Here is an 18,429-nt window from a genome sequence, read left to right on the forward strand (position 1 = left end):
GCCTGGCGCGACGCAATCACCATCGGGATGGGGGACGGTCGTTACGCATGGCCAGGGAATTCCAACGCGGCCACAAGGCCAAGATCAGTGACCTCACCGCAGGCACGGATCTGTACGTAGGCGTGCAGATCACCGGCCCCGGACTGACCTTCGACATCAGTTGCTTCGGCCTCGACGCCGAGGAAAGGCTGTCGGACGACCGGTATTTCGTCTTCTTCAACCAGCCGAAAACGCCCGAGGAATCCGTCCAGCTGCTCGGTGCGCAGGCCGGCGACACGGAATCCTTCCGCGTCACGCTCGACAGGATTCCCGCGAACATCCACAAGCTGTCGTTCACCGCGACCATCGACGGCGCGGGGCAGATGTCGCAGGTCGCCCCGGGGTACATCCGCATCGTCGCCGGTGGTGAGGAAGTCGCGCGGTACTCGTTCCACGGTGGTGAGTTCTCCACCGAGCGTGCGGTGATGCTGGGCGACTTCTACCTGAAGGACGTGTGGCGGTTCGCCGCCGTCGGCCAGGGTTTCGACGGCGGCCTGGAGGCGCTGCTCAAGAACTTCGGTGGCGAGGTCGCCGAGGAGGAGCCCGCCGCCGCGCCCCCGCAGCAGTCCGCGGCTCCCGGTTTCGCGCCGCCCGCCCAGGCCGCCGAGCCGCCGGCCTTCGCGGCCCCGGCCGCGCCCGCCCCCGCCCCTGTCGCACCGGCCCCCGCGCCCGCCCCGGCTCCGGCCCCGGCGCCCCCGCAGAGCCCCGCCCCCGCGCAGGACCCCACGCCGCCCCCGGCCCCCGCCGCACCCTCGGTGCACGCGGCGCCCACCATCGCGGCCCCGCTCGCCACGCCGCCCGGCACGGTCCCGCCCCCGCCGCCCCCGGCGCCCAGCGCCCCGGCCCAGTACGACCTGCAGCCGCCCCAGCAGCCGCAGTTCGGCCAGGTCCCCGGCCAGGGCGGCGCCACCCTGCCGCCCGGCTACGGCCAGCAGGCACCGACGCCGCCCGCCCCGCAGGGCTTCGGCCAGCAGCCGCCGACGCCTCCCGGCCAGCCGGTCTTCGGTCAGACCCCCGCCCCGCAGGGCGTCCCGCAGCAGGCCGCGGCGCCGGGCGTGGCCGCCGCCCTGGAGAAGTACCGCGAGGCCCCCACGGGGCAGCGGTGGACGCTCCAGAACAAGAAGCTGATCCGTGTCGACCTCGGGGCAAGCGGCGACCAGCCCGTCCTCGCCCGGCAGGGCAGCATGGTGCTCTACCAGGGCAAGGTCGAATTCAGCTACAAGGGCGCCGGGTTCGCGGGCCGCATCGTGGGCAACGCCACCGGCCAGGAGATGCAGCTGATGCGCTGCTCCGGCCGCGGCCAGGTCTTCTTCGCGGAACAGGCCACTCATGTGCACCCGATCGAGCTCCAGGGCGACGCGATCTGCGTCTCCGCGGAGAACGTCCTCGCGTTCGACGAGAGCCTCCAGCACGAGGTGCGCAGGATCGAGGGCCACGGCATCCCCGGAGGCGCCCTGTTCGTGCTCCAGTTCCAGGGCACCGGCACGGTCGTCGTGAAGACCCACGGCACGCCCGTCGTGCTGCCGGTCACGCCGACCACGTTCGCCGACTCCAACGCCGTCGTGGCCTGGTCCGCGGCCGCGCAGGCGATCGTCTCCAACCAGGTCCGCATGCGCCGCAACGCCTACCCGGGCGACAGCGGCGAAGGCGTCAACCTGCAGTTCCGGGGCGCACCCGGCAACTTCATCGTCGTCCAGCCGTACGAGGTCTGAGGGAGCCCGTCATGAACCAGCCACTCACGGGCTTCGCCCCGACCCCGGTCGCCGCCCGCATGGAGAACCACGGCAGCAACATGCTGAAGGTCGCCATGCAGACCGGAAACGACCTCTTCGCGCGCGTGGGCTCGATGGTCGCCTACGAGGGCTTCGTCCAGTACGAGCCCAACCCGCCCGCCGTACGCCAGATCGCCCGCGACTGGATCACCGGCGAGGGCGCGCCGCTCATGAAGTGCTCGGGCGACGGCCTGCTGTACCTCGCCGACTACGGCGCCGACGTCGTCGTCATCAACCTCGGCGGCGAGTCGATCTCCGTCAACGGCACGAACCTGCTCGCCTTCGACGCGCACCTCCAGTGGGGCGTCGAGCGCGTGAAGGGCCTCGCCAAGTTCACCGGGCAGGGGCTGTGGAACATCACGGTCGGTGGCCAGGGGCACGTCGCCCTGACCTCCCGGGGCACCCCCATCGTGGTCGACTGCGGCCGCGGCGAGGACGAGACGTACGTGGACCCCGACGCGCTCATCGCCTGGTCGCCGAGCCTCAAGGTGAAGGGCAAGCGCAGCTTCCGGGCCGGCTCGCTCATCGGGCGCGGCAGCGGCGAGGCCTACCAGATGGGCTTCTCCGGGGAAGGCATCGTCGTCGTACAGCCCAGCGAGGACAGCACCGACCGCCTCCGAGTCCGGGGCTGAGGGGGAGCGAACACACCATGCAGAGCCCGCTTTTCGCGCACACCGAGCAGCAGACCCAGGAGCGCTACACGGTGCAGAACCCGCAGATGCTGCGGGTCGCCCTGGAAGGCCACGACGACATCCTCGCCCGCAAGGGCGCGATGGTCGCCTACCAGGGGCTTGTGGAGTTCGACGGCGAGTACCAGTCGTCCGGACAGCGGCGCGCCCGCGCCCACACCGGCGAGGGCCTCAGCCTGATGCGCTGCCACGGCCAGGGCACCGTCTACCTCGCGAACCTCGCCCAGTACATCCACGTAGTGGATGTCGAGCAGGACGGTCTGACGGTCGACAGCAGCTACGTGCTGGCGATGGACTCCTCGCTGCACCACGAAGTGATCGCGGTGGACAGCCAGTTCGGCATCTCCGGCTCGGGCAAGTACCAGCTCAACATCACCGGGCACGGCAAGGTCGCCCTGATGACGTCGGGGCAGCCGCTGATGCTCCAGGTGACGCCCGACCGCTACGTCAACGCGGACGCGGACGCCATCGTCGCCTGGTCCACCGGTCTCCGGGTGCAGATGCAGGCGCAGACGCATTCCTCGGGCGTCTGGCGGCGCCGGGGCAACACCGGTGAGGGCTGGGAGCTCTCCTTCATGGGCAGCGGTTACGCGCTCGTCCAGCCCAGCGAGCTGCTGCCGCCGCAGAACGCCGCGATCGGCGGCGGCCTCGCCGCGCAGTACGGCATGGGCCAGCAGGGCGCCCGTGGGCAGAACCAGGGGAACGTCTGGAGCTGACGCCTCCGTGAGAGCACGTGTAAGGGGCGGTCGTCATTGGCGACCGCCCCTTACACGTAGGACCCTCAGACCACGTACAACCGTCAGAGCCGCGCCCGCGTGGCCTCCACGAGACGGACGACGGACGCGTCGGCGACGTCCGCCACCTCGTCGTAGCCGAACCAGCGCAGGTCCAGGGACTCGTCGCTGATCGCCTCCGTGGCGTCCGCGGGGGCGAGCGCCGCGTACTGCACATCCAGGTGCTGGGTGCACGGACCCGGGATCGGGTGCCGGTCCAGGCGGACCGGGCCACCGGCGAGGAGCGTGAGCCCGGGGATGCCGGACTCCTCGGTCGCCTCGCGCAGGGCCGCCGCGGCGAGCGTCGTGTCGTCCCGCTCGCAGTGGCCGCCCATCTGGAGCCACATCTGGAGCTTCTTGTGGAGCGTCAGCAGGACGTGCCCGCGCTCGGGGTCGACGACCAGGGCGCTCGCCGTGATGTGCCCCGCCGTGCAGGGCTTCCACAGACCCTCGTCACCGTGCTCCGACAGATGGTCCAGGTAGGCCTGGCGCAGGTCGGGCTGGTCCTCGTAGCCCTTGAGCACGAGAACCGTGTCGTCGTACAGGCTCACTTGTCGGCGTCGCCCTCGTCCTCGTCGTCCTTCGTCAGGTTCGGCTTCTCACCCGTGGAGTCCGTGGAGTCCGTGGAGCCCGCGGACCCCTTGGAGCCGCCGCTCGCCGCCTCACCGAGCATCTTGTCGATCTCGGAGAAGTCCAGCTGCTCGTCGCGGTGCACGAAGCCGTCCGGGTCGTCCAGGTCGGACGCCGTCGGCAGCATGTCAGGGTGCGCCCACAGGCCGTCCCGGCCGTCCACCCCGCGCGCGTCCGTGAGCGAGGCCCACAGCCGCGAGGCGTCCCGCAGCCGGCGCGGACGCAGCTCGAGGCCGATCAGCGTGGCGAAGGTCTGCTCCGCCGGACCGCCGGTCGCACGGCGGCGGCGCAGCGTCTCGCGCAGCGCGTCGGCGGACGACAGACGCGGCTTCGCGGCCGCGTGGACCACCGCGTCGACCCAGCCCTCGACGAGCGCCAGAGCGGTCTCCAGGCGGGCCAGGGCGGCCTTCTGCTCCGGAGTGTCCTCGGGCTGGAACATGCCCTGCTGGAGCGCTTCCTGGATCTGCTCCGGGTTCTGCGGGTCGAACTGGCCGACCACGTCCTCCAGCTTCGTGGTGTCGACCTTGATCCCGCGCGCGTACCCCTCGACCGCGCCGAACAGGTGCGAGCGCAGCCACGGCACGTGCGCGAACAGCCGCTGGTGGGCGGCCTCGCGCAGCGCCAGGTAGAGGCGGACCTCCTCCTGCGGGACGCCGAGGTCCTTGCCGAACGCCTCCACGTTCAGCGGCAGCAGCGCCGCCTTGCCGGCCGGGGCCAGCGGCAGGCCGATGTCCGTCGAGCCGACGACCTCGCCCGCGAGCACGCCGATGGCCTGGCCGATCTGCTGGCCGAACATGGCGCCGCCCATGGAGCGCATCATGCCGATCAGCGGGCCCGCCATGGCCTGCATCTCCTCGGGCAGCACGTCGCCCATGGCCATGCCCACGCGCTCGGCGACCGGGTCGACGAGCTCCTTCCACACCGGGAGGGTCGCCTCGACCCACTCGGCGCGGCTCCAGGCCACGGCCGAGTGCGCGCCCGAGGGCAGCGACGTCGCGTCGTCGAGCCACAGGTCCGCCAGGCGCACGGCCTCCTCGACGGAGCTGCGCTCGGCGGGACCCACGCTGGCGTCCTTCACGCCGTCCTGGGTGCCCTGCGAGACCGTCTGGCGGGCGATGTCCTTCGCCATGTCCCAGTTCACCGGGCCGCCCTCGTAGGAGAGCATCTGGCCGAGCTGCTGGAAGGCGGCCCCCAGATCGTTCGGATTCATCGATCCGAACATGGCTGCGAACGGGTTGTCACCGCCCTCGCCGCCCGGGCCGCCCGCGCCGGGCAGGCCCGGGAACCCGAATCCGAACGGGCCGGCCGGTCCCTGACCGCCACCGCCCTGCTGGTCCTTCTTCTTGCCCTCGTCGCCGTCTTCCGGCTCCTCCGGCGGAAGGCCGAAACCGAATGGGGTGTCACTCACGGGATTCCTCGGCTGGTTGGGCCGCCGGTTTCTTGGCCCGGCGGCGACTGCCCGACTACACACCCAGCGTAGACACCATGACCGGATCGGGCCTCAGTGCTTCGCCGACGAATGGCCTGCGGCAGGATGGATGCCTCCTGGTACGTACGCGTCATACACGTACGTATTGAAGACAACCGCTGGAGACGCCCGGTGAGTTCCCCAGATCCGCAGGTTCGCGCAGCGCGAAACCCCTCAGCCAGTCCCGCCGTCCGCGGGCCCGTCGTCGCGGTCACCGGTGCCGCGTCCGGCATCGGCGCCCTGCTCACGGAGCGGCTCGCCGCCTCGGACGAGATCAAGCAGGTGCTGGCCATCGACGAGCGGCGCGGCGAGTGCGCGTCCGCCACCTGGCACGTCCTGGACGTGCGGGACCCGGCCATCGCCGAGAAGCTGCGCGGCGCGGACGTCGTCGTGCACCTCGCCCTCGACCTCGACCTGGAGTCCGACCCCGCCGCCCGTACGGCCTACAACGTGCGCGGCACCCAGACGGTCCTGACGGCCGCGGCGGCGGCGGGCGTGCACCGGGTCGTCCTGTGCACCTCGACCATGGTCTACGGAGCCCTGGAGGACAACGAGCTGCCACTGGCCGAGGACGCCGAACTGCGCGCCACCGCGGAGGCCACCGGAGTGGGCGACCTCCTCGAGGTCGAGCGACTCGCCCGCCGCGCGCCCCGCGCGCACCCCGGCCTGAACGTCACCGTCGTGCGCCCCGCCGTCCTCGTCGGTGGCACCGACACCGCGCTGACCAGGTACTTCGAGTCGCCGCGCCTCCTCGTGGTGGCCGGTTCCCGGCCCGCCTGGCAGTTCTGCCACGTCGACGACCTGTGCAGCGCCCTGGAGCACGCGGCCCTGGAGCGGGTCGACGGGGAGTTCGCGGTCGGCTGCGACGGCTGGCTCGAGCAGGAGGAGGTCGAGGAGCTCAGCGGCATCCGGCGCATGGAGCTGCCCTCCGCCGTCGCGCTCGGCGCGGCGGCCCGGCTGCACCGGATCGGCCTGACGCCCTCCCCGGCGGGCGACCTGGCGTACACGATGTACCCGTGGGTGGTGAGCGGCAGCAGGTTGCACGACTCCGGCTGGCGCCCCCAGTGGACCAACGAGGAGGTTCTTTCCGAACTCCTCGGAGAGGTCGCGGGACGGCGCACCGTGGCGGGCAGGCGCCTCGGCCGCAAGGACGCCACCGCGGCGGGCGCGGCGGGCGCGACCGTGGCCCTGCTCGGTACGGCGGCCGTGGTGCGGCGCGTGCGCAAGGCGCGCCGGCGCATCTGAGCCCGGCGCACCTGTAGGAGGCTCCAAGCCACCACGCGCGCGTGGTGGTCGAAAACGCTATTCACGGTTGTCGGCGGCGTGCGGCACGATGAGGGCATGGCACCCACTGAGCACGAGCACCCCGGCGAGCTGAGGGCACAGGACCCGATCAAGCTGCTCGCCATCCGAGAGACGCCGCTCTCCGTCGACGAGGTCTTCCGGGCCGTCGGCGACGACGCGGCGGGCGGCACCGCGCTCTTCGTGGGGACCGTGCGCAATCACGACGGCGGGGCCGATGTCGACAAGCTCGGCTACTCCTGCCATCCGACCGCGGAGGCGGAGATGCGCCGCGTCGCGGAGAAGGTGACCGCCGAGTACCCCGTGCGCGCCCTCGCGGCCGTGCACCGGATCGGCGACCTGACGGTGGGCGACCTCGCGGTCGTCGTCGCCGTGTCCTGCCCGCACCGGGGAGAGGCCTTCGAGGCCTGCCGCAAGCTCATCGACGACCTGAAGCACGAAGTGCCGATCTGGAAGCACCAGACGTTCTCCGACGGCACCGAGGAGTGGGTGGGCGCCTGCTAGCCCCGGGCGTCACCGGGACCGGCCCGACTCCGTTTGTGCGAGGGCGCGTTCCGGTTGCGTAACCGCCCCCCTGCGGCGAGCGTTGTGACTGCGGATGGTTAATCTGCTGATACGTCGGTAGCAGTCGCTCATGGGGTCGGGAGGTCGGCATGGCAGCTCTCCTATGGCTGCTCATTCCGGTTGTCGCTGCGGTGGCCGCCGGGCTCTGGGGCATCTGGGCCGGTCGGCAGCGGCACAAGACGGGTGACGTCACCGAGCTGAGCGGATACACGCGCTTCCGCGAGGCGATGGAGAAGACGCACCACATGGAGCCCGAGATGGAGAAGACGCATCAGGGCACCTGAGCACCGGGGCACCTGAAGGGCCCTGCCCCATCAGGTGCACTGACAGACTCGTCCCGTACTGTCGTTCCATGCCACGCCGCACTGCGACGATGCTCGCCTCGACCCTGATGCTGATCGCGCTCTTGTGCGCGGGGGTGCTCATCAAAGTGCCCTACGCCGAGATGTCGCCGGGACCGACGGTGAACACCCTCGCGGACCACGGCGGCGAACCCGTCATCCAGATCAACGGCCACAAGACGTACGACACGTCCGGCCACCTGAACATGACGACGGTCCGCGTCACCAGCGCCGACTACAACATGAACCTGGTGTCGGCCGTCTACGGCTGGCTCGCCCACGACAGCATCGTCGTGCCGCACGAGACGCTCTACCCGGACGGCCAGACCGAGCAGCAGTCCTCGCAGCAGAACGCCGAGGAGTTCAGCCAGTCCCAGGAGAGCGCCAAGGTGGCGGCGCTGAAGGAGCTGGGCATCCCCGTGAAGTCGTGGGTGATCGCCTCCAGCGTCGTCAAGGACAGCCCCGCCCAGGGCAAGCTGCACGCCGGGGACGTCATCAAGGCCGTCGACGGCACCAAGGTCACCAAGCCCGCCGACGTCGCCGAACTCGTCACCAAGCACAAGCCGGGCGAGAAGGTCGTCTTCACGGTCGTGCCCGTCAAGGAGGCGGCCGCCGCGGAGAAGGCGGGCAAGGAGGCGACCCGCACGCAGGACGTGACGATCACGACGGACAAGGCCGAGGACGGCCGCGCGATCGTCGGCATCCAGGCGGGGACCGACCACACGTTCCCGTTCGAGATCGACATCAAGCTCGCCGACGTGGGCGGACCGAGCGCGGGGCTGATGTTCTCCCTCGGCATCGTCGACAAGCTCACCTCCGAGGACCTGACCGGCGGCAAGTTCGTGGCCGGCACCGGCACCATCGACGACGACGGCAAGGTCGGCCCCATCGGCGGCATCGGCATGAAGACCGTCGCCGCGCGCGACAAGGGCGCCCAGTACTTCCTGACCCCGAAGGACAACTGCGCGACCGCGGCCAAGGACACCCCGGACGGCCTCACGCTCGTCAAGGTGAACACCCTGGACGACGCCATGGACGCCCTGAAGGACATCCGCGGCGGCAGGACGTCGGACCTGCCCACCTGCTCGGCCAAGAGCTGAGCGTTCGCGAACACCGCACTACGTAGAGGGGCGCCACCGGAGATTCCCGGTGGCGCCCCTCTACGTAGACGAGAAAAAGGGTCAGTCGGCGAACGTCGTCGACAGGGCCTCCGCGAGACCCGGCACGAGGTTCTCACCCGTGAGGACCTCGGTCGTCGCGTCCTTCTCGCGCAGCCGCAGCGCCGAGTCGCGGGTGCCGTCGCGCAGCACGCCGACCGTCATCCGGACCTCCTGGCGGTCCGGGTGCTCGGCCACCCACTTCGTGAGCTTCGCGTCGCTGAGGCCCTCGGGGACGGACGCCTCGGCGGACGGCGGCAGCATGAGGCGCTCGACGGTCAGCGCGCAGCCCACGACGGCGTCGGGCCACGCGATGGTGCCGAGGAACTCGTCCAGCGGCTTGTCGGCAGGGATCTCGTCCTGCTCGATCGGGGTGAGGCCGGGGGCCTCCTGCTCGCCCTCCAGGCCGAGCTGGGCGGCGAGAGCGGGTTCCTGGGCGCGCAGCGCGGCCGTGTCGACGAGGGCGAAGAGGCGAGCGGGCTGGTCCCAGCCAAGCCCGGAGGCGTACTCGTCGATCTCGAGTACGGCGCGGGTGAGGGGGCTCGCTGCCATGGGAGTGTTGGACATGGTCACAATCCTGCCTCGTTCCTGCCCCGAACCGGGAACTGAGTAAAGCGTGAGTAAGTTGCATAGGTGATGGGTCCGCGATCTCGGGGGCCCGACCGACCGAATATCGAACTTCGAGGTGCACACCTTGGCTTTCCAGATGCCGGACCGCGGCGGGGGCCCGACGGGACCGCGGATCAGAGTCGGCCGCCCCTCCCGGCGTGCCCGGACGCTGTTGTTGACGCTGGGCGTCCTGGCCGTGCTCGGCATGGCCTTCGTCATGTTCGCCGGGTTCTGGACCGACTGGCTCTGGTACCGATCGGTCAAGTTCTCGTCCGTCTTCACGACCCAGCTGTGGACGAAGATCGGACTCTTCTTCGTCTTCGGCATCCTGATGGCGCTCGCCGTCGGGGTGAACGTGTGGCTGGCGCACCGCCTGCGCCCGCCGCTGAGCGCCATGTCGATGGAGCAGCAGAGCCTCGACCGCTACCGGATGGGCATCGCGCCCTTCAAGCGCTGGCTGCTCGTCGGCGTCACCGCCCTGGTCGGTCTGATCGCGGGCGCCTCGGCCGCGAGCCAGTGGCGCACCTGGCTGATGTTCGTGAACGGTGTGCCGTTCGGCCAGAAGGACCCGCAGTTCGACATGGACGTGTCGTTCTACGCGTTCGATCTGCCCTGGTACCGCTTCCTGCTCGGCTTCGGGTTCGCGGCCGCCGTGATCGGCCTGGTCGCCGCGGCGCTCACGCACTACCTGTACGGCGGCCTGCGGATCACCAGCCCGGGCGCACGTGCCACGGCGGCGGCCACCGGGCATCTGTCCGTGCTGCTCGGCGTGTTCGTCGCCCTCAAGGCGGTCGCGTACTGGCTCGACCGGTACGGGCTCGCGGTGAAGCAGAGCGACTTCAAGGCGACGGACAACTGGACCGGCCTGAGGTACGTCGACGCGAACGCGTATCTGCCGGCGAAGACGATCCTGTTCTGCATCGCCGTCATCTGCGCGATCCTCTTCTTCGCGACCCTGTGGCGGCGCACCTGGCAGCTGCCGGTCATCGGCTTCGGCCTGATGGTGCTCTCGGCGATCCTGATCGGCGGCCTGTACCCGGCCATCGTCCAGAAGTTCCAGGTGCAGCCGAACGAGCAGTCCAAGGAAGCCCCGTACATCAAGAAGAACATCGAGGCGACCCGCAAGGCGTACGGGATCGACGGCGCCAAGCCCGTCGACTACAAGGGCAAGGGTTCCGACGACGCCAAGAAGCAGCGCACGGAGTCCGACTCCGCGGCCAGCTACCGGCTCAACGACCCGAACATCGTGTCGCCCACCTTCCAGCAGCTCGAGCAGCAGCGGAAGTACTACCAGTTCCCGACGACCCTGGACGTGGACCGCTACAACGGCCAGGACACCGTGGTCGGCCTGCGCGAGCTGAACCTGAGCAAGCTCGACAAGCGGAACTGGATCAACGACCACTTCGTCTACACGCACGGCTACGGGGCCGTGACGGCGAAGGGCACCGGCACCTCGGGAGGCGCCCCGCAGTTCACCGAGTCGGGCCTGCCGACCACCGGTGACCTGGGCGACTACAACCAGCGCATCTACTACGGCGAGAAGACGACGCAGTACTCGATCGTCGGCGGCCCGCAGAAGGAGCTGGACTACGAGCAGGACGACGGCACCCAGAAGACGACCAGCTACAAGGGCAAGGGCGGCGTCAACCTCGCCAACCCGATCAACCGCGCCGCGTACGCCGTCGCCTTCAGTGAGCCGCAGATCCTCTACTCCGGGGCCATCGGCGACGGTTCGCGGATCCTCTACAACCGCACTCCGAAGGAGCGCGTCGAGGCCGTCGCGCCGTGGCTGACGATCGACGGCGACCCGTACCCGACGGTCGTCAACGGCAAGATCAAGTGGGTGATCGACGCCTACACGACGTCGAACGGCTATCCCTACGCGTCCCGTACGACGCTGGGCGACAGCACCGCCGACTCGCTCAACGAGGCCGACAGCCAGCGCGCCGTGGTGGCCCAGCAGAACCAGGTCAACTACATCCGCAACTCGGTGAAGGCGACCGTCGACGCGGGCACGGGCGAGGTCAAGCTCTACACCTGGGACGAGAAGGACCCGGTCCTGAAGACCTGGAAGAAGGCCTTCCCGGGCACCGTCGAGCCCAAGAGCGCGATCCCGGCCTCCCTGAAGGAGCACCTGCGCTACCCGCAGGACATGTTCAAGGTCCAGCGCGAGCTGCTGAGCCTCTACCACGTGACGAACTCGAACCAGTTCTACAACGCGTCCGACGCGTGGCAGGTGCCGAACGACCCGACCAAGAAGGACAACAGCGCGGTCCCGCCGTACTACCTGTCCATGAAGATGCCGGGTCAGACCAGCCAGCAGTTCTCGCTGACGACGACGTTCACGCCGAGCGGCAGGCCCAACCTGAGAGCCTTCATGGCGGTCGACGCCGACGCGACGAGCAAGGACTACGGCGCCATAAGGCTGCTCAGAGTCACCGAGGACAAGGTCGCGGGACCCGAGCAGGTGCAGAACACGCTCAACTCGTCGAACACCGTGGCCAACTGGGTGCGCGACATGAAGGGCGCCGACTCGACGGTCCTGTACGGCAATCTGCTGACGGTGCCGCTCGACAACGGCTTCCTCTATGTGGAGCCGATCTACGCACAGGGCCGCAATGCGGAGTACCCCCTCATGCGCAAGGTGGCCGTCTCGTACGGCAACAAGATCGGCTTCGCGGACTCGCTGTCGGAGGCGCTCAACCAGGCGTTCGACGTGAACGGGTCCACGCCCGCCGAACCGGAGAAGCCCGGCAGCTCCCAGCCGCCGGCGAACTCGACGGTGAAGGAGGCGCTGTCCGACGCCGACAAGGCGTTCAAGGACGGGCAGAAGGCCCTGAAGGACAACGACTGGACCGCCTACGGCGAGGCCCAGGACCGGCTTCAGGACGCCCTTCAGCGCGCCGAGGACGCGCAGAACAAGGCCGACAAGGCGGCCGAGGACAACAAGAACGACAAGAGCGGGGACGACAAGGAGGCGTCAGGCGGCTGACCGGTCAGGTGACCCCTCCGCGCCGTGGTACGGTTTCAACACAACGGCGCGGGGTGGAGCAGCTCGGTAGCTCGCTGGGCTCATAACCCAGAGGTCGCAGGTTCAAATCCTGTCCCCGCTACTAAAGATCGAAGGCTCGGAGGCTACGGCTTCCGGGCCTTCGGTGCGTCGGGGCCCCTGCCGTCATGGGCCGCTGGCATGTGCGAAGCATGTGCGAACGCTGCTCCCCTCGGGGGGAGTTGAGAAAACTGTGTTTCACTTGTCTCCCTGTGGGCATGTCGACAAAACGCTGAAGTGACCTCACTGGCTGCGGTATACCAGGTGTACCCAGGTTGCAGGTGGTGCGACGATGGACGTTATGGGGGACAAGGCAACTCTGTTGGAGACAGGGCGGTTTGTGCAGCCGACTGATCGGGACGAACCCGGCGAGGCTGCGGAAGAAGCACGCCAGCGGCTGGCCGCGGAGGCCGGCGACGTCGAGGCGATGAGCGTCCTCGGCGCCATGCTGCTGCGCCGCGGAGATCTCGACGGAGCCGAGCCCCTCCTGCGTGCTGCCACCGGAGCCGGTGACCGGGCCGCGGCCAACAACCTCGGAGTCCTGCTCCACCAGCGCGGATACGCGGAAGAGGCCGCAGGGTGGTGGCGGATCGCCGCCGTCGCGGGTTCCGCGCCCGCCGCGCACGCCCTCGGACGGCACTTCCGCGAGCGCGGCGACGAGCCGGCCGCCGAGTACTGGTTGCGCCAGGCCGCCGAGCACGGCCACACCCTGGGCGCGTACGCGCTCGCCGACCTCCTCGAACACCGCAGCGACGTCGGCGCCGAGCGCTGGATGCGAGTCGCGGCCGAGCGCGGGCACCGCGAGGCCGCGTACCGGCTCGCGCGCGCCCTCGACCGCAAGGGCGGCACCGACGTGCTCGTCTCCGGTGGCGAGAAGAACCCGGCGGAGGAGGCCGAGCAGTGGTACCGGCAGGCCGCCGCGCGCGGGCACCGGCGGGCCGCGCTGCACCTCGGTTCGATCCTGGAGAAGCGCGGCGAGCTGAAAGAGGCCGGGCGCTGGTACCTGACGTCCGCCAAGGACGGCGAGGCGCGCGCCGCGTGCGCCCTCGCGTTCCTGCTGCGGGACGCCGGTGACGAGGAGAGCGCCGCCGTGTGGTGGCTGCGGGCCGCCCAGGACGGCGACGGCAACGCGGCGAACGCGCTGGGCGCGCTGCACGCCGAGCGCGGCGAGACGCAGACCGCCGAGCGGTGGTACCGCGCCGCGATGGACGCGGGCGACAACAACGGCGCGTACAACCTCGGGCTGCTCTGCGCCGAGCAGGGGCGCACCGCGCAGGCCGAGGGCTGGTACCGGCGCGCCGCCTACGCGGGTCACCGTGAGGCGGCGAACGCGCTCGCGGTGCTGCTCCTCCAGAACGGGGACGCGGTCGGGGCCGAGCCCTGGTTCTCCAAGGCGGCGGAGGCCGGGAGCGTCGACGCGGCGTTCAATCTCGGGATCCTCTACGCGAGTCGGGACGACGAGGCGGCGGCGCTCCAGTGGTACGAGCGGGCCGCGGCCGGTGGGCACACCGAGGCGGCGTTGCAGGCCGGGATCGCGCGGCAGCGCGAGGGGGACGAGCAGGCCGCCGAGCGGCACCTGCGGTGCGCCGCGGGCGGCGGGAGCGGGGAGGCGGCGTACCGGCTCGCCTCGCTGCTCGACGTGCGGCGGCCGCCGGCGGTGCGGCACGAGCTGGGGGAGCCGGTCACCGAGAAGAGCGAGTGCGAGGAGTGGTACGAGCGGGCCGCCGAGCACGGGCATCGGCGGGCGCAGGTACGGGTCGGGATGCTGGCCGCCGCGCGGGGTGATGTGGTGGAGGCGGCGCGGTGGTACCGGGAGGCCGCGGAGGCCGGGTCGCGGAACGGGGCGTTCAACCTGGGGCTTCTCCTTGCCAGGGAGGGGAGTGAGCCGGAGGCGGCGTTGTGGTGGACGCGGGCGGCCGATGCGGGGCATGGGCGGGCGGCGCTGCGGCTCGCGCTGCTGTGTGCGCGGCGGGGGGATCTCGCCGAGGGGCAGAAGTGGGCGTCGCGGGCGGTCGAGCTTGGTCCTGCGGAGGTCGCGGAGCGGGCGGGGCGTCTGCGCGATGCGCTCCGGCAGGAGTTGTCGGCGTAGTCCGGCGTTTCGGGCCGCGCCGGGGGCGGGCCTGACGGGGGTGCGGGCGGCGTCGGTGTTTTTCGGCTGCGCCGGGGCGGGGCTTGTGGTGTGTCGCGGCCTGCGTCGGTGTTACCGGCTGCGCCGGGGCTGAAGCCGGACGTGTGTGGCCTGCGCCGGTCGCCGCCTTGCCCACCCTGCCGCCCTGGGGGGGGGGGGGGCTACCCGTAGCCGTTGCGGTTGCCCGTCGGGCCGACGCCCCCGGAGGGGGCGGGTGGGTGGGAAGTGGCGTGTCGGTGGGCGTGTGCCCGGAGGCGCGGCGCACGGGGCCTCGGCCCAGCCGTGCGGCCCGTGCGCCGCGCCGCACCCCCAGGTCCCCCGCGGAGCGGTTTGCGCTGGTCGGGGGTGTCCCGTAAGGTTGTGTTCACCGACGCGGGGTGGAGCAGCTCGGTAGCTCGCTGGGCTCATAACCCAGAGGTCGCAGGTTCAAATCCTGTCCCCGCTACTGAAGGCCTGAGGCCCGGAGCCAGTACTGGTTCCGGGCCTCAGGTGTGTTCGGGGCTACTTGTGGCCCACCGCCTCCTCGTACAGCTTCCGGTTCACCGTCCTGGACTCCGGCAGCGGGTCGCCCTCCGCGACGCCCGCCGCCTTGTACGCCGCCTGGAGGCGGTCCGTCGTGCCGGAGCGGATCTCCCAGTCCATCCGCAGGGACGGCGTCTCCTCCAGGACCTTCTTGTCCGTCTTCAGCATGCGCGCCAGCTCGGACACGAACGCCGGGTCCTTCTTGTAGTCGTCCCGGAAGTACGTGTTGACCGTACGGATGTACGCCCGGAGGAGTGCGACGCCCGCGTCCGGGTCCTTGGTGAGGAGGCTGGGGCCGAACAGCATGCCGCCCAGCGGTTCGCCCAGGGGCTGCCCGCCGAGGAACGCGTAGCGCTTGTCGCCGTCGACCTTGCGCCAGATCGGGTCGAGGAGCCAGGCCGAGTCGACGCCCCCGTTCTGGAGGCCGGTCAGCACGTCCGCCGAGCCGAGCTGCTGGAACTGGATCTTGTCGAGTCCGCCGCCGTGCTTCTTCAGGGCGATGTTCATCGGGTACGAGGCCACCGACCCCTTGCCGATCAGCGTGCCCATCTTCTTGCCCGCCATCCGCACCTGCGACGCGCTCTGCCCGTCCTTGAGTCGCACCCACAGGCCGCTCTTGGACTTGGGGTCGGGGGAGAAGTTGCCGGACACCCACTTGATGTCGAAGCCGCCGAGGATGCCGTTCATGACGGCCGCCTCCGGAGCCGCCCACTGCGCGTCGATCTCGCCCTTGGCGAGCAGCGGCAGCGCGTCGGGCGTGGGGAGGACCTTGAGCTTCACGTCGAGGCCCTCCTTCTTGAACTCGCCCTTCTCGACCGCCATTTCGAGCGGCGCCACGTACTCCGCGCTCAGCGTGCCCGTGGCGATCGTCAGCCTGCGGGGCTTGCTCAGCTTCTGCGGCGCGGGCGCGCCCTTGTCGCAGCGGGCCGGTTTCCGCTCGGGGGAGCGGTCCTTCGGATCGGTCCAGGAGTCCGCGCCGCAGCCCGCGACCGCCTTGATGGCCCGGGGCTTGGCCGCCGCGTCGGACGGGGTGTCGGTCTTGGCGCAGGACGTCGTGCCGAGCAGTACGGCGCAGGCCGCGATCAGGGTCGTACCTACGTGTCTGGTGCGCATGGAGCCTCCGTACACGGAACCGAGGGGAGTCGGGGGAGTCAGGACTGGCCGCGGCCGCGGTCGCGCGGGGCCCACGGGGTGAGGAACCGGCCCGCGAGGCGCACCAGTTCGGAGAAGAGCACGCCGAGGACGGCGACGCAGACGATGCCGACGAACATCACGTCGTTCTGGAAGAGCGCGCGGGCGTCGAAGATCAGGTGACCGAGCCCGTCGTTCGCCGCGATCTGCTCCGAGGCGACGATGACCAGGACCGCGACGCCCGCCGCGATGCGCGCCCCGACCAGGACGGCGGGCAGCGACGCGGGGAGCAGGACGTGACGGAACATCTGCCAGGGAGAGGCACCGAAGACCTGGCCGGCGTCCCGGTGCCCGGTCGGCACGGAGATGACCGCCGCCATCGTCGAGATCCATACGAAGAAGAAGACCGTCGCCGCGACGAGCGCGATCTGCGGGCCCTCGCCGAGCCCGAACATGTTCAGGAAGATCGGCAGCAGGGCCAGCTTCGGGACGACGTAGAGGGCGTCGAGGAGGGGTTCGAGGGCCGCGCGGACCAGGGAGATCGAGCCCATGAGGAGGCCGAGGAGGTAGCCGGACACCGTGCCGATGACGTAGCCGGCGAGGACCCGCTTCAGGGTCGCCCAGACGTCCGGCCACAGCTCGCCGTCGGCCGCACGCTGCCAGCCGTCGGCGAGGATCGTGGACGGGGCCGGGTAGACGCGCTCGTCGATCCAGGACTGGGAAGCCGCGAGCTGCCAGAGCAGGATCAGGACGACGGGGACCGCGATCGCGAGGGAGAGTTCGAGGGCGCGGCGCCTGCGGCGGGCGCGCGTGGGGTGCAGCTCCTCCGGGCCCGGGGCGCGGACCAGCAGGTCCTGCCCCGCCTTGGTGGTGGCGGTCGGCGCGCTCATGCCGGCACCGCCTCCTGGCGCACCTCGCCGCGCAGCAGGTCCCACAGCTCGCCCTTCAGGGCCGTGAACTCCGGGGTGTCGCGGATGTCGCCGGTGCGCGGGCGCTCGAACGGCGGCCTGCGCTCGGCGATCACCCGCCCTGGCCTGGCCGACATCACGAGGACGCGGTCGCCGAGGACGATCGCCTCCTCCAGGCTGTGCGTGATGAAGAGCGTGGTGGTCTGCGTGGTCTGGGTGAGCTCCAGGAGTTCGTCCTGGAGGATCGTGCGGAGCTGGGCGTCGAGGGCCGCGAAGGGCTCGTCCATCAGCAGGATCTCGGGCTCCACGGCCAGCGCCCGCGCGATCGCGACGCGCTGCCGCATGCCGCCGGAGAGGGCGGCGGGGTAGGCGTCGGCGAAGTCCGCGAGGCCCATCCGGGCGAGCCAGTCGCGGGCGCGGGCGTTCGCCTCCTTGCGGGGGACCTTCTGGATGTCGAGGCCGAAGCGGACGTTGGCCAGGACCGTCTTCCAGTCGTAGATCCCGTAGTCCTGGAAGATCATCGCGGCCGGGCGCGGGCTCGTCGTACGGATCTCCAGGGTGCCGGTGGAGGGGCGGGTCAGGCCCGCGGCGATCCGGAGCAGGGTGGACTTCCCGCAGCCCGAGGGGCCGACCACGCAGACGAACTCGCCGGGGGCGACCGTCAGATCGAGCGGACCGAGCGCGTGCGTGGAGCCGAAAGTCCGGGTGAGTGCGCGGGCTTGGAGCTTGGGATGCATGGGCCCTCCGGGGTGCGGCGGATTCTCGTGGGCGCTTGATGGTGGGCGACCGCGAGAATATGACGACCCGTCAGATTGCGGAAGGGGGTGCGTGGCCGGCTCATGCAACGCGAAGGGCCCGCACCGTACGGTGCGGGCCCTTCGGAAGAGAGGGGGTGGGCGGTGCTACAGCTTCGCCGCGCAGTTCGGGCACAGGCCCCGGTACGTGACCTCGACGTCCGAGATCGTGAAGCCGAAGCGCTCCTCGGACGGCAGGGCCGTCAGCGGGTTCCCCGTCGGGTGGACGTCGCGGATCTGGCCGCACACGTCGCAGACCAGGTGCTGGTGCGGCCGGTGCGCGTTCGGGTCGTACCGCTTCGCGCGCTTGTCGGTCGCGACCTCGATCACCTCACCGAGCGAGACCATCTCGCCCAGCGTGTTGTAGACGGTGGCCCGTGAGATCTCCGGGAGCTTCGCCGTGGCGCGCGCGTGCACCTCGTCGGCGGTCAGGTGCACGTGGTCCCCGTCGAGGACCTCGGCCACGACGCGCCGCTGCGCGGTCATGCGCCAGCCGCGCCCGCGCAGCCGTTCCAACAGGTCACTCATGAGGACCAGCCTAACAGTCAGGGGA

Annotated in this window: 16 protein-coding genes and 2 tRNA genes; 11 read left to right on the forward strand and 7 right to left on the reverse strand. The window is 70.7% G+C overall.

From position 1 onward, the window contains the following. Positions 1-47: 47 nt before the first annotated feature. The 3 genes from ACTWJ8_RS25290 to ACTWJ8_RS25300 are packed head-to-tail and all read left to right on the forward strand — an operon-like array spanning position 48 to position 3,216. The gene (locus ACTWJ8_RS25290) at positions 48-1,751 is read left to right on the forward strand and encodes a TerD family protein (protein ID WP_443260352.1); all 1,704 of its coding nucleotides are present in this window, start codon (positions 48-50) and stop codon (positions 1,749-1,751) included. Positions 1,752-1,762: 11 nt separating this feature from the next. Next, positions 1,763-2,443 carry an AIM24 family protein gene (locus tag ACTWJ8_RS25295; protein WP_356374102.1) on the forward strand — a complete coding sequence of 227 codons (681 nt, stop codon included), beginning with the start codon at positions 1,763-1,765 and terminating at the stop codon, positions 2,441-2,443. A 17-nt stretch (positions 2,444-2,460) separates the two neighbouring features. Further along, complete coding sequence (locus ACTWJ8_RS25300) at positions 2,461-3,216, forward strand: AIM24 family protein (protein WP_356374100.1); 756 nt, start codon at positions 2,461-2,463, stop codon at positions 3,214-3,216. 83 nt (positions 3,217-3,299) lie between these two features. Here the strand turns inward: ACTWJ8_RS25300 and ACTWJ8_RS25305 are convergent, their stop codons facing one another. Further along, on the reverse strand, positions 3,300-3,824 hold the full coding sequence (locus tag ACTWJ8_RS25305; protein WP_443260353.1) for an NUDIX hydrolase: 525 nt from the start codon (positions 3,822-3,824) through the stop codon (positions 3,300-3,302). Continuing rightward, entirely contained in the window at positions 3,821-5,311 is a 1,491-nt protein-coding gene (locus ACTWJ8_RS25310; protein WP_443260354.1) for a zinc-dependent metalloprotease, read from the reverse strand. The genes ACTWJ8_RS25305 and ACTWJ8_RS25310 overlap by 4 nt, the downstream gene beginning before the upstream one ends. 192 nt (positions 5,312-5,503) lie before the next feature. Between ACTWJ8_RS25310 and ACTWJ8_RS25315 the strand changes: the two genes are divergently transcribed. From ACTWJ8_RS25315 to ACTWJ8_RS25330, 4 genes are all read left to right on the forward strand, one after another. Continuing rightward, positions 5,504-6,616 (forward strand): SDR family oxidoreductase, encoded by a 1,113-nt coding sequence (locus tag ACTWJ8_RS25315; protein ID WP_356374094.1) that lies wholly within the window; start codon positions 5,504-5,506, stop codon positions 6,614-6,616. 96 nt (positions 6,617-6,712) lie between these two features. Beyond that, complete coding sequence (locus ACTWJ8_RS25320) at positions 6,713-7,177, forward strand: molybdenum cofactor biosynthesis protein MoaE (RefSeq protein WP_356374092.1); 465 nt, start codon at positions 6,713-6,715, stop codon at positions 7,175-7,177. Between the two features lie 149 nt (positions 7,178-7,326). Beyond that, on the forward strand, positions 7,327-7,521 hold the full coding sequence (locus ACTWJ8_RS25325) for a hypothetical protein (protein ID WP_443260355.1): 195 nt from the start codon (positions 7,327-7,329) through the stop codon (positions 7,519-7,521). A 68-nt stretch (positions 7,522-7,589) separates the two neighbouring features. Next, positions 7,590-8,678 carry a YlbL family protein gene (locus tag ACTWJ8_RS25330; protein WP_356374088.1) on the forward strand — a complete coding sequence of 363 codons (1,089 nt, stop codon included), beginning with the start codon at positions 7,590-7,592 and terminating at the stop codon, positions 8,676-8,678. A gap of 81 nt (positions 8,679-8,759) precedes the next feature. On the opposite strand, the gene ACTWJ8_RS25335 is transcribed toward ACTWJ8_RS25330, so the two are convergent. Next, complete coding sequence (locus ACTWJ8_RS25335) at positions 8,760-9,302, reverse strand: PPA1309 family protein (RefSeq protein ID WP_356374087.1); 543 nt, start codon at positions 9,300-9,302, stop codon at positions 8,760-8,762. A gap of 139 nt (positions 9,303-9,441) precedes the next feature. Here ACTWJ8_RS25335 and ACTWJ8_RS25340 point away from each other — a divergent pair, with 139 nt between their 5' ends. The 4 genes from ACTWJ8_RS25340 (at position 9,442) to ACTWJ8_RS25355 (ending at position 14,966) form a co-directional block, all read left to right on the forward strand. Continuing rightward, positions 9,442-12,336, forward strand: coding sequence for a UPF0182 family membrane protein (locus tag ACTWJ8_RS25340; protein ID WP_356375871.1), 2,895 nt, complete (start codon positions 9,442-9,444; stop codon positions 12,334-12,336). A 47-nt stretch (positions 12,337-12,383) separates the two neighbouring features. Continuing rightward, positions 12,384-12,457: transfer RNA gene (locus tag ACTWJ8_RS25345), tRNA-Met, on the forward strand. Between the two features lie 228 nt (positions 12,458-12,685). Further along, positions 12,686-14,482 carry a tetratricopeptide repeat protein gene (locus tag ACTWJ8_RS25350; RefSeq protein WP_356374085.1) on the forward strand — a complete coding sequence of 599 codons (1,797 nt, stop codon included), beginning with the start codon at positions 12,686-12,688 and terminating at the stop codon, positions 14,480-14,482. A 410-nt stretch (positions 14,483-14,892) separates the two neighbouring features. After that, positions 14,893-14,966 (forward strand) — tRNA-Met (locus ACTWJ8_RS25355). Between the two features lie 56 nt (positions 14,967-15,022). Here ACTWJ8_RS25355 and ACTWJ8_RS25360 read toward each other — a convergent pair. The 4 genes from ACTWJ8_RS25360 to ACTWJ8_RS25375 all read right to left on the reverse strand — a co-directional run bounded on the left by ACTWJ8_RS25360 (position 15,023) and on the right by ACTWJ8_RS25375 (position 18,404). After that, positions 15,023-16,156 (reverse strand): ABC transporter substrate-binding protein, encoded by a 1,134-nt coding sequence (locus ACTWJ8_RS25360; RefSeq protein WP_443260356.1) that lies wholly within the window; start codon positions 16,154-16,156, stop codon positions 15,023-15,025. A gap of 38 nt (positions 16,157-16,194) precedes the next feature. Continuing rightward, the gene (locus ACTWJ8_RS25365) at positions 16,195-17,064 is read right to left on the reverse strand and encodes an ABC transporter permease (RefSeq protein WP_443260357.1); all 870 of its coding nucleotides are present in this window, start codon (positions 17,062-17,064) and stop codon (positions 16,195-16,197) included. After that, positions 17,061-17,819 carry an ABC transporter ATP-binding protein gene (locus tag ACTWJ8_RS25370; protein ID WP_356374080.1) on the reverse strand — a complete coding sequence of 253 codons (759 nt, stop codon included), beginning with the start codon at positions 17,817-17,819 and terminating at the stop codon, positions 17,061-17,063. The genes ACTWJ8_RS25365 and ACTWJ8_RS25370 overlap by 4 nt, the downstream gene beginning before the upstream one ends. Positions 17,820-17,984: 165 nt before the next feature. Continuing rightward, the gene (locus ACTWJ8_RS25375; protein WP_356374078.1) at positions 17,985-18,404 is read right to left on the reverse strand and encodes a Fur family transcriptional regulator; all 420 of its coding nucleotides are present in this window, start codon (positions 18,402-18,404) and stop codon (positions 17,985-17,987) included. Positions 18,405-18,429: the final 25 nt, after the last annotated feature.

This window comes from Streptomyces sp. SDT5-1 (assembly GCF_052245995.1).
GTDB lineage: Bacteria > Actinomycetota > Actinomycetes > Streptomycetales > Streptomycetaceae > Streptomyces.

Excerpts from the sequence above, each read along its gene's own strand:
- ACTWJ8_RS25290 (WP_443260352.1), top strand. The coding sequence starts at position 48 with ATGGCCAGGGAATTCCAACGCGGCCACAAGGCCAAGATCAGTGACCTC.
- ACTWJ8_RS25295 (WP_356374102.1), top strand. The coding sequence starts at position 1,763 with ATGAACCAGCCACTCACGGGCTTCGCCCCGACCCCGGTCGCCGCCCGC.
- ACTWJ8_RS25300 (WP_356374100.1), top strand. The coding sequence starts at position 2,461 with ATGCAGAGCCCGCTTTTCGCGCACACCGAGCAGCAGACCCAGGAGCGC.
- ACTWJ8_RS25320 (WP_356374092.1), top strand. The coding sequence starts at position 6,713 with ATGGCACCCACTGAGCACGAGCACCCCGGCGAGCTGAGGGCACAGGAC.
- ACTWJ8_RS25325 (WP_443260355.1), top strand. The coding sequence starts at position 7,327 with ATGGCAGCTCTCCTATGGCTGCTCATTCCGGTTGTCGCTGCGGTGGCC.
- ACTWJ8_RS25330 (WP_356374088.1), top strand. The coding sequence starts at position 7,590 with ATGCCACGCCGCACTGCGACGATGCTCGCCTCGACCCTGATGCTGATC.
- ACTWJ8_RS25335 (WP_356374087.1), bottom strand. The coding sequence starts at position 9,302 with ATGTCCAACACTCCCATGGCAGCGAGCCCCCTCACCCGCGCCGTACTC.
- ACTWJ8_RS25340 (WP_356375871.1), top strand. The coding sequence starts at position 9,442 with ATGCCGGACCGCGGCGGGGGCCCGACGGGACCGCGGATCAGAGTCGGC.
- ACTWJ8_RS25350 (WP_356374085.1), top strand. The coding sequence starts at position 12,686 with ATGGACGTTATGGGGGACAAGGCAACTCTGTTGGAGACAGGGCGGTTT.
- ACTWJ8_RS25360 (WP_443260356.1), bottom strand. The coding sequence starts at position 16,156 with ATGCGCACCAGACACGTAGGTACGACCCTGATCGCGGCCTGCGCCGTA.
- ACTWJ8_RS25365 (WP_443260357.1), bottom strand. The coding sequence starts at position 17,064 with ATGAGCGCGCCGACCGCCACCACCAAGGCGGGGCAGGACCTGCTGGTC.
- ACTWJ8_RS25370 (WP_356374080.1), bottom strand. The coding sequence starts at position 17,819 with ATGCATCCCAAGCTCCAAGCCCGCGCACTCACCCGGACTTTCGGCTCC.
- ACTWJ8_RS25375 (WP_356374078.1), bottom strand. The coding sequence starts at position 18,404 with ATGAGTGACCTGTTGGAACGGCTGCGCGGGCGCGGCTGGCGCATGACC.